The organism is Rhodococcus sp. (in: high G+C Gram-positive bacteria), assembly GCF_049286785.1.
GTDB lineage: Bacteria > Actinomycetota > Actinomycetes > Mycobacteriales > Mycobacteriaceae > Rhodococcus_F.
The window spans coordinates 47,239-56,949 of record NZ_JBAQEO010000205.1 but is presented as its reverse complement, the minus strand read 5'-3'; the positions used below and the strand labels follow the sequence as shown (position 1 = coordinate 56,949).

The window sequence follows — 9,711 nt, the reverse complement described above, 5'->3', positions numbered from 1 at the left end:
GCGAAATAGTCCTCGTTCGCCTCGAGCTTGTAGCCGGAAGTAGTGCTGTATTCGACGAGTTCGAACGGGCCCGTTCCGACCGGAAGGTCGGTGATCTCCTTCGCCTTGTCCGGGTCGACGAGGGCCCACACGTGTTCGGGGAGAATCGGCAGGTCGGCCAAAGTCACGGTTCCCAGCTCGGGACATGCGTAGTCGCAGACGAATTCGACGGTGGTGTCGTCGAGCTTGTTGATCGTCGAGATGGAGGGAGTGTCGTTGACGTGGTGCGTGAAGCGTCCGGTGGGCGCTGCGTGCATGAAATGGAAGCTGAAAACGACGTCGTCGGCAGTGAACGCCTCGCCGTCGTGCCAGGTCACGTCGTCACGCAGATCCACCTGCCAGGTCGTGGCGCTCTCCTGACGCACCTCGGTGGCGAGCCAGGGCTGCGGATCATCGACGTACGGTGAGGGGGCCAGTAGCTTGTCGTAGATCAGTTCGGTCATCTGGTCGCTCAGGCCCTTGAAGATGTTCATCGGCCCGGCATCGGTGGCGAGTGCGATGGTCAGGCTCGTGGCGGTGTCGGGACCGTCTGTCGCCGAACTGCCGTCGGAGCCGCAGGAGGCGGCCAACAGTGCACCCGCCAGCAACGGAGGCAGCGCAACGTATCGCTTCTTCACAAAGGCCTTGCGACCCATATCTTCCTCACTTCTTAGGATTGGTTCCCCTTAGTTAGGGGAGACTATCCTAAATCAAAAGAAGTTGTTCACTCAGCATTTGCGCAACAACGCCCACTCGAGTGGGTCCTCGGTTCAGGTTGCGAAGGCGCCGGATCACGGTGCACCGCGTGGACGGTCGGGCCCTGAGACGTCGAAAATGGAGGGTGAGTTCACTTCGCCCCACTCGCAACGACTCACGCCGACGACCGGGTGGCCGTAAGATTCGGAAGACTGCCGCTCGCAGCCGACAGTGCCCAGTGCTCGGCGGAGGTGAATCACCGTTGTCCCGACAGTCCGGTCGCGATCCCGAAAACTCCCCGGTTTCGGTGATCTTCCAACGGCGCGTCGACGACGCCAGTTTCGACGAGTATTCGCGGTGGCAGAAGCGGGCAGGCGAGGTTCTCGCGCGGCGGCCGGGGTTCATCGATCAGGAAGTGGTTCCGCCGTCGCCACCAGTGCAGGACGACTGGGTTGCCGTGCAGCGATTCACCACGCTCGACGCGGCGCGGGCATGGCTCGACAGTGACGAACGAACAGCCCTGGTGGCCGAGATCAAGCATGCGTTCATCGGTAACGAAGACATCCACCTGCTTACCGGCGAGGAGACCCGCGCTCAGTCCGCGTCGTCGGTGGTGATCTCCTGCCACATCGCCCCGGCGGACGAATCCGCATTCATGGACTGGCAGCGCCGCATCTCCACAGCGGAGGCCCGGTTCGCGGGCTTTCGCGGCCACAAGGTGGAGCGGCCCGTCCCCGGAATCACCGAGGACTGGACGATCATCCTCAGCTTCGACAGCGAGGACAACCTGGAGAGATGGTTGAACTCCCCGGAACGGGCAGCCCTTCTGGAAGAGGGAGCGAGATTCAACGAGAACCTCCGAATCCGCAAGGCGAGCTACGGATTCGACTTCTGGTTCCGCGGCGGCGTCGACCGGGAGACACCCGAGGTCCCGATCGCCCGCAGCAACCTGATCGTGCTCCTCGTCCTGTACCCCCTCGTCGTGGTCTGGGGGCATTTCGTCAGTGCTCCCCTGATCGAAGCCCACGGTGTCTCCACTGCCATCGCGCTGTTCATCGGCAACGTCGTCACCACCCAGATTCTCGGTTGGTGGGCGGTTCCGTCGGCGTTCAAGGCATTCGGGTGGTGGATGGACCCCACCATTGCGGACCGGCGCCGAAATCTCGGATACGCCGTGATGGTCGCACTGTTCGGCGTGTCCATCGCCGTGTGCACGCTACTGCTCGCCATCCCCACCGCCTGATCCCACCACCTCATGACATCGGTCTCGGGATTTCGCATTCGCCTGCGAGCCGGCCGAGCGCATAGAAGGGTGAACCAACGGAGGAATACTCGACTGCCATGCTCGGGCCGAGCACGAAAGAGGTCACCGGTTGGATATCGGGCAACTGTGGGACTTCGTGTCCGCACGCCGCCAGCGACTTCTCACCGACTCGTTCCTGCACGTCAGCGCCGTGGTGCAGTCGGTGGTCATCGCCACGGTCCTCGCGGTGACCATCGGAGTTCTCGTTTACCGCAGTCCCGCGGGGTCTGCCGTCGCGACCGCTCTCGCCAGCACCATCCTCACGGTGCCGTCCTTCGCCCTCCTCGGCCTGCTGATCCCGATCCTCGGACTCGGGGTGGCACCCACCGTCACGGCACTCGTGCTGTACGCACTGCTCCCGATCATCCGCAACCCCATCCTCGGACTTGCATCGGTCGATCCCGCCGTCACCGATGCGGCACGGGGAATCGGGATGGGCCGCATCACCGTTCTCGGCCGCATCGAGCTTCCCCTCGCGTGGCCGTCGATCCTGACCGGCATGCGAGTCTCCACGCAGATGCTCATGGGCATCCTGGCCATCGCGGCTTACGCAAAGGGGCCTGGGCTCGGCAACCTGATCTTCTCCGGGTTGTCGCGTGTGGGCAGCCCGACCGCGGTGCCGCAGGCACTGACCGGGACCGTGCTCATCGTGCTCCTCGCCCTCGTTCTCGACGGCCTCTACGTCGTCGTCGGCCGACTCACCATCTCCAGGGGGATCCGTGACTGACACCGACACATCCGTCGACACCACCGTTTCCGGCGTCGACATCGTCCTCGAGGACGTGGTGAAGAACTATCCGGGACAGGCCCGACCCGCCGTCGACCACGTGTCGATGGACATCCCCGCCGGGGAGATCGTGGTTCTGGTGGGGCCGTCGGGGTGCGGCAAGACGACCACGATGCGCATGATCAACCGCCTCATCGAACCGACGTCGGGAAGGATCACGATCGGCGGCAAGGACGCCCTGTCCATCGATCCGGACACGTTGCGACGCGGCATCGGCTACTCGATTCAGCAGGCTGGGTTGTTCCCCCACCTGACGATCGCGAAGAACGTTGCGACGGTCCCGGGCCTGCTCGGGTGGAACAAGAAGAAGATCGCACAGCGTACCGACGAGATGCTCGATCTGGTCGGCCTCGACCCCGACCAGTACCGCGACCGTTACCCCCGTCAGCTCTCGGGCGGTCAGCAGCAGCGGGTCGGCGTCGCCCGCGCGTTGGCCGCCGATCCGCCCGTGCTGCTGATGGACGAGCCATTCGGTGCGGTCGATCCCATCACCCGGGGACTCCTGCAGGACGAACTGATGCGGCTGCAGTCGGAGCTCGGCAAGACGATCGTCTTCGTCACCCACGATTTCAACGAGGCGGTCAAACTCGGCGACCGCATCGCGGTGCTCGGAGACCGTTCGCGCATCATGCAATACGACACTCCAGAGGCGATTCTCGCGAACCCCGCCAACGACACCGTGGCCGGATTCGTCGGGGCCGACGCCTCACTCAAACAGTTGACCCTCACCCGTGTGCGGGACGTGCCGTTGCTCGACTGCCCCACGGCGCACCTGGACGATTCGGTGGACGTCGTGCGTACTGCACTCACGACGCGGAAGACCAAGTGGGCGCTGATCCTCGACGACCACAATCGTCCTCTCCGCTGGGTGTCACCGAACCAACTAGCCCACGCCACGTCGTTGGAGGACGTCGGCACGCCCGTCGGCGAGATGGTCTCGACCCACTCCACGTTGCAGGACGCACTCGAAGCGCTGCTGGCCGAGAGCAGCGCCTCCACCGTCGTCACCGGGCGCCGCGGCGAGTACGAGGGGCTGATCACGATCGACACCCTGGTGAAACACCTGTCCGCCATGCGCGAGGAATACGGGGACGAGGACCGGTCGTGACGGCGGTCGAGACCACCGACACCACGGTGGACGCCGTGCAGGCCGGGCGCCGGTCGGAGCGTGCCCGGCTTCTGGTGCAGCCGATCATCGTCGTGCTACTCGTGGCGGGGGTGCTCGGCTGGGCGTTCAGCCGGGACCTGAGCGCCACTCAGAAGGGCAGTATCGACGCCGGGAACATCGCGACCCTGACGTGGCAGCATGTCTTGATCACGGTGGTGGTCGTCGCCATCGTCGTGGTGATCGCCGTGCCCCTCGGTATTCTGCTCACACGGCCCGGATTCACCAGGCTTGCACCAATTTTCGTCGGCATCGCGAACATCGGCCAGGCGGCACCTGCCATCGGCCTGCTCGTTCTGCTGTTCCTGGCGACGGGCAGGACCGGATTCTGGATCGGCGTGTTACCCATCGCGTTCTATTCGCTGCTGCCGGTGCTGCGCAACACCATGCTGGGTCTACGAGAGGTCGACCCTGCGATCATCGATGCAGGACGCGGGCAAGGCATGTCGGCCGGACGGGTTCTGCGCAAGGTCGAGCTTCCACTCGCCGTCCCCTACATCCTCGCGGGTCTGCGGACGTCACTGGTGCTCGCGGTCGGCACCGCCACGCTGAGTTTCCTCGTCAGCGCGGGCGGCCTGGGAATCCTCATCGACACCGGATACAAATTGCGGGACAACGTCACCCTCGTGGTCGGTGCGGTGCTCGCCGTCGCACTCGCGTTGCTGGTCGACTGGTGCGGGGCCCTGGCCGAAGAATTCCTCGGCCCGAAAGGACTGCGATGAGGACACCGCCGCCGAGAGGCCGCCGGAGTGTCGCCACCGGTGCGATCGCCCTGGCCGCAGCGCTCCTGGTGTCCTGCGGGCTGGAATCCGGCGGAGCGCTGCCCTTGGCCGTGGCGCCGGGCAGCATCCAACCCGTTCCGGATCTCGAAGATGTGAAAGTGACCGTGGGTTCGAAGGACTTCACCGAGCAGGTGATCCTCGGCTATATCATCGAATTTGCGCTCAGCGCAGCCGGTATGGAGGTGCGCGATCTGACCAACATCCAGGGGTCGAACAGCACTCGGGATGCCCAGCTGGACGGTCAGATCGACGTCACCTACGAGTACACGGGAACCGGATGGATCAACTACCTGGGCAACGAAACACCGTTGCCCGATCCTGTTGCACAATTCGAGGCGGTCCGGGACCAGGACCTCGCCCGCAACAACATGGTGTGGGTGGATCCGGCGCCGATGAACAACACGTATGCACTGGCCATGAGTCGGCAGATGGCCGAGCAGACGGGAATCACCACACTGTCGCAATACGCAGATCTGGTCGATCGTGACCCGGCCGCCGCCACCACCTGCGTCGAAACGGAGTTCAATGTCCGCCAGGACGGGTTTCCCGGTCTGGCGGCGACGTACGGGTTCGATCCAGCCCGTGTCGAACGACCGATCCTGCAGACCGGCATCATCTACCAGGCCACCGCCGACGGAAACCAATGCAAGTTCGGTGAGGTATTCACCACGGACGGCCGTATCATCGCCCTCGATCTCGTACTCCTCGAGGACGACCGGCAGTTCTTCCCCAAATACAACCCGGCGATCACGATGCGCAAGGACTTCGCCGACGCGCATCCCCAGATCGCGGGGGTGATCGCGCCGATCTCGAACGCACTGACCAATCGGGAGATCACCGAACTGAACCGGCAGGTGGACGTCGACGGCCGAGAACCGGCAGACGTGGCGCGCGCGTGGATGGTCGAACAGGGGTTCGTCACGCTGCCATGACGGTCTACCTCATGCCTCCCGACCGGTTCCGCGCAGGCCGTGAGTTCGAAGCACTGGAGTCTACCGACTGTCGAGGGCGACGGTCGCGATGAGGCCGCGGTGATCGGAACCGGTGATCACCACCGATTCCACGGACCGCGCCGGCGGTGATGATGTGGTCGATCGCGATCATCGGCGGGAGGGGCCGCCTGTCCGCGGGATAGGTGTTCTGGATTCCGGCACCCACCTGATCCGCCGCGTCCTGGAAGCGCCCGCTCAACAGATTGCGGTACTTGACGTGGTCGCGCGTGGAATTGAAGTCGCCGCTGAGGATCACCGGGCCGGAATCCTCCGGGATCGCGTCGAGGATAGCTTTGATGCGGTCCATCTCCCCCGACCACACCGAGGGATCCGACGGCCACGGCGGCACCGGATGGAACGCGAACACCGCCACGCTGCCGCCATCCGGAACCGCGACCCGGGCGGATAGTGCGGAGAGAAGGAACTCTTCGTGATGCACCTGTTCGGACAGCGGGTACCGACTCCAGATCCCGGTCCCCACCCCGCCGTTACCCGGCCGCAGAAACGAGTGCGGCAGAGCCGATTCGATTCCCGAAGCCAGCAGCCTGTCGACGGCTTCCGGCGTCAGTTCGTTCACCGTCAGCACGTCGACGTGACGGGATTCGATCTGCCGGACAAGCGGGTCGGGGTCCGCGTTGCCGAGCCAGATATTGGCCTGCATCACCGTCAGGTCCGGTCCGGACGCCGATACCGAACCGTTGGGCAGGTACAGCGGTGCCTGCGACAGCACGGCCACCGCGGACACGGCCAGGGCCGTACCGAACCCGACCCAGTGCCGGGTCACTCCGAGTGTCAGCACACCGAGCGCGGCCACGGCCATCAGATACGGTGCGGCCGAGGCGAGTACAAGTAGCCGCTGGTTGGGTACATCCAGAAATCCGAGTGCGACGCCGAAGGCGCCGACAGCCACCGCGAGCCAGCCGACCGCGACCAGTGCGCGCACCCCCAGGTGGCGATCATCCCCCGAAGACTCTCTCCACCACTGCTTTGGCACGCCGGGTGACCCGAAGATAATGGTCGAGGAATTCGGCGGAGTCTCCACCGAATCCCGCAAGTTTCGCCACACCGGACAGGACCCGTCCCGGACCCGGCAACTGATCGGTCGGCTTGCCGCGCACCAGCACCAGACAGTTGCGGGCCTTGGTTGCCGTGATCCACGCGTCGCGCAGCAGTTCGACGTCCGACTCGCTGAGCAATTCGGCCGCCCCGATCGCGTCGAGGGTCTCCAGCGTCGAGGTGTTGTGGAGCGACGGGATCTCGTGCGCGTACCGGAGCTGGATCAGCTGGACGGTCCATTCGATATCGGCGAGACCGCCGCGCCCCAGCTTGGTGTGCGTGGCGGGGTCCGCGCCGCGGGGAAGCCTTTCGGAATCGACGCGTGCCTTGATCCTGCGGATCTCGCGCACGGCCTGCTCCGACACCCCGCCCTCCGGGTAGCGGGTCTTGTCGATCATGTGCAGGAAACGCAGTCCGAGGTCGGCATCGCCCGCGACGGGATGAGCGCGCAGCAGGGCCTGAACCTCCCACGCTTGCGCCCACTGTGCGTAATACGCCTCGTACGATGCCAGCGTGCGCACCACCGGACCACTGCGACCCTCTGGCCGCAACCCGGTGTCGACCTCGAGCGGCGGATCCGTGCTGGGCGCGCCGAGCAGGTTCCGAACCTTGTCCGCGACACTGTCGGCCCATTTGACGGCGACGGTCTCGTCGGCACCCTCACGGGGTTCACAGACGAAGAGCACGTCGGCGTCCGAACCGTATCCCAATTCACCGCCACCCAGTCTGCCCATGCCGATCACGGCGAGGGCGGCAGGTGCCGGCGTGCCGCGTTCCCGTTCACTCGCGGTGATGACCGCGGCCAAAGCCGCGTTGAGCACGGCGGCCCAGACCGACGACAGCGCGCGGCACACACCGGGAACATCGAGCATGCCCAGAATGTCGGCGGACGCGATCCGCGCCAGTTCGTATCGGCGGAGCGAGCGGGCCGCCGCGATGGCACGCGACGGGTCACTGTGCCGTGCCGATGCGGTGAGGATTCCGCGCGCCACGTCGTCGGGGTTGGACTCGAGCAGTCTGGGTCCGTTCGGCGAGTCTGCGAACAACCGCACCACGTCCGGCGCCTTGATCAACAGATCAGGAACGTATCCGGACGAGCCCAGAACGGTCATCAACCGCTCGGCGACCGAGGCCTCGTCACGGAGCAGTCGCAGGAACCACGTCTGGTCGGTCATGGCATCCGACAGCCGCCGATAGGCGAGCAGTCCGGCGTCCGGATCCGGTGTGTCACCCAAGGATTCGAGCAAAGTCGGCAGCAGCAGGGCCTGGATTCTGCCCTTGCGCGACGCGCCGCCGGTCAGAGCGGTGAGGTGTCCGAGCGCGTGCTCAGGGGCGGCGTACCCCAGCGCGGCCAACTGGCGGATCGCCGCATCCGGGCTGAGCCGCAATGCGTCCTTGTCCATCCGGGCCACCGACTCGAGCAGCGGGCGGTAGAACAACTTGGCGTGCAGACGCCGTACCCGATGTGCGTTGCGCTTGATCTCGGCCCGAAGAACCCCGAGGGCGTCCTTGGTGCCGTCGGGACGCATGTGCGCGGCCCGAGCCAGCCATCGGAGCGCTTCTTCGTCGTCCGCGGGAGGCAGGGTGTGAGTGCGCCGCAGCCTCTGCAACTGCAGCCGGTGCTCGAGCAACCGCAGGAACTCGTAGGACGCCGCCAGGTTCGCGGCGTCGTCCCGTCCGACATACCCGCCTGAGGCCAGCGCGGTGAGGGCATCGATGGTGCTCTGCACATGCAGGGACTCGTCAGCACGGCCGTGAACGAGTTGCAGGAGTTGCACGGCGAATTCCACGTCCCGCAGGCTCCCGCGGCCCAGTTTGAGTTCCCGTTCGCGGAGCTCGGAAGGAACCATCTCCTCCACCCGCCGACGCATGGCCTGCACCTCGGCAACGAAGTCCTCACGCTCGGAAGCGATCCACACCATCGGGCCGAGCGCCTCGGCGTACTGCCTGCCCAGCTCGACATCACCGATCATCGGGCGAGCCTTGAGCAGGGCCTGGAATTCCCAGGTCTTGGCCCAGCGCGTGTAGTAGGCGACGTGGGAGTCGACGGTGCGGACCAGTTCTCCGCTCTTGCCTTCCGGACGGAGTGCGGCGTCGACATCGAAGAATGCCGACGACCCGATCCGCATCATCTCACCGGCGATGCGGCTCGCGATGGCGTCGGCGGGCTCGGCGACGAACACCACGTCGACGTCGCTGACGTAGTTGAGCTCACGCGCGCCGCACTTGCCCATGGCGATCACCGCGAGACGCGCGGGACAGGGTGCCTCGGGACACACCATGGCCACCGCCACGGCGAGGGCCGCGTTCAACGCGGCATCGGCAAGGTCGGACAGCTGGTGGCCCACAACCTGGTACGGAAGTACTACTTCGTTTTCGACGGTGGCAGCCAAGTCCAGTGCGGCCAGCAGCATCAGTTGATCCCGGTACGACTTTCGCAGGGCTGCAGTCGCTTCCGGTCCGGTCCGGCCGGCCCGGTAGAGACCCGCCTCCGGCGGAACGCCTTGCTCCGGAGCGGCCTCGACCGCTGCCAGCAACTGCTCGGTGAGGTATTCCTTGGACGGCAGAGCGAGGTCACCGGCGAGCATGGTCCAGAGTCCGGGGTCGGACACCAGGTGGTCGCCGAAGGCCATGGAGGCCCCGAGAAGACCGAACAGCCGCCCCCGCAGACTTTTGTCGGTGCGTAGGGCCTTGTCCAACTCGGACCAGCCCTCGCCCAACTGATCCTTGAGGCGCACCAAGGTACGGAGCGCGAGATCCGCATTGGGGGCTCGGGAAAGCGACCAGAGCAGTTCGATGCTCTCCTCGTCCACCCAGCCCAGCTGACGGAGTTCGTCGGGTGCCGTCGGCTCGACGAGACCGAGACGTCCGGGAGTGGGCACGGCAGACCGCGCAGGCGGCGGCTTCACCAT

8 protein-coding genes are annotated in these 9,711 nt (G+C 65.6%); 5 read left to right on the top strand and 3 right to left on the bottom strand.

Translation table 11 applies throughout. The features are described 5' to 3' along the window. Positions 1–674, bottom strand: a 674-nt coding sequence (locus tag WAW17_RS08615) for an ABC transporter substrate-binding protein (RefSeq protein WP_422332562.1), incomplete at its 3' end; no start/stop codon positions are given. A 302-nt stretch (positions 675–976) separates the two neighbouring features. On the opposite strand from WAW17_RS08615, the gene WAW17_RS08610 reads away from it, so the two are divergent. The 5 genes from WAW17_RS08610 to WAW17_RS08590 all read left to right on the top strand — a co-directional run bounded on the left by WAW17_RS08610 (position 977) and on the right by WAW17_RS08590 (position 5,683). After that, entirely contained in the window at positions 977–1,957 is a 981-nt protein-coding gene (locus WAW17_RS08610; protein ID WP_422332561.1) for an antibiotic biosynthesis monooxygenase, read from the top strand. A gap of 136 nt (positions 1,958–2,093) precedes the next feature. Beyond that, positions 2,094–2,744 carry an ABC transporter permease gene (locus WAW17_RS08605; RefSeq protein WP_422332565.1) on the top strand — a complete coding sequence of 217 codons (651 nt, stop codon included), beginning with the start codon at positions 2,094–2,096 and terminating at the stop codon, positions 2,742–2,744. Next, the gene (locus WAW17_RS08600; protein ID WP_422332560.1) at positions 2,737–3,912 is read left to right on the top strand and encodes an ABC transporter ATP-binding protein; all 1,176 of its coding nucleotides are present in this window, start codon (positions 2,737–2,739) and stop codon (positions 3,910–3,912) included. The genes WAW17_RS08605 and WAW17_RS08600 overlap by 8 nt, the downstream gene beginning before the upstream one ends. Then, positions 3,909–4,691, top strand: coding sequence for an ABC transporter permease (locus WAW17_RS08595; RefSeq protein ID WP_422332559.1), 783 nt, complete (start codon positions 3,909–3,911; stop codon positions 4,689–4,691). Before WAW17_RS08600 ends, WAW17_RS08595 begins: the two co-directional genes overlap by 4 nt. Beyond that, positions 4,688–5,683: a glycine betaine ABC transporter substrate-binding protein gene (locus WAW17_RS08590; RefSeq protein ID WP_422332558.1), complete on the top strand. Its 996-nt coding sequence runs from the start codon at positions 4,688–4,690 to the stop codon at positions 5,681–5,683. The genes WAW17_RS08595 and WAW17_RS08590 overlap by 4 nt, the downstream gene beginning before the upstream one ends. Positions 5,684–5,687: 4 nt before the next feature. Here WAW17_RS08590 and WAW17_RS08585 read toward each other — a convergent pair whose 3' ends face one another. Together WAW17_RS08585 and WAW17_RS08580 are read right to left on the bottom strand one after the other, a co-directional pair. Then, positions 5,688–6,686 carry an endonuclease/exonuclease/phosphatase family protein gene (locus WAW17_RS08585; RefSeq protein ID WP_422332557.1) on the bottom strand — a complete coding sequence of 333 codons (999 nt, stop codon included), beginning with the start codon at positions 6,684–6,686 and terminating at the stop codon, positions 5,688–5,690. A 13-nt stretch (positions 6,687–6,699) separates the two neighbouring features. Further along, positions 6,700–9,711: a bifunctional [glutamine synthetase] adenylyltransferase/[glutamine synthetase]-adenylyl-L-tyrosine phosphorylase gene (locus WAW17_RS08580; protein ID WP_422332556.1), complete on the bottom strand. Its 3,012-nt coding sequence runs from the start codon at positions 9,709–9,711 to the stop codon at positions 6,700–6,702.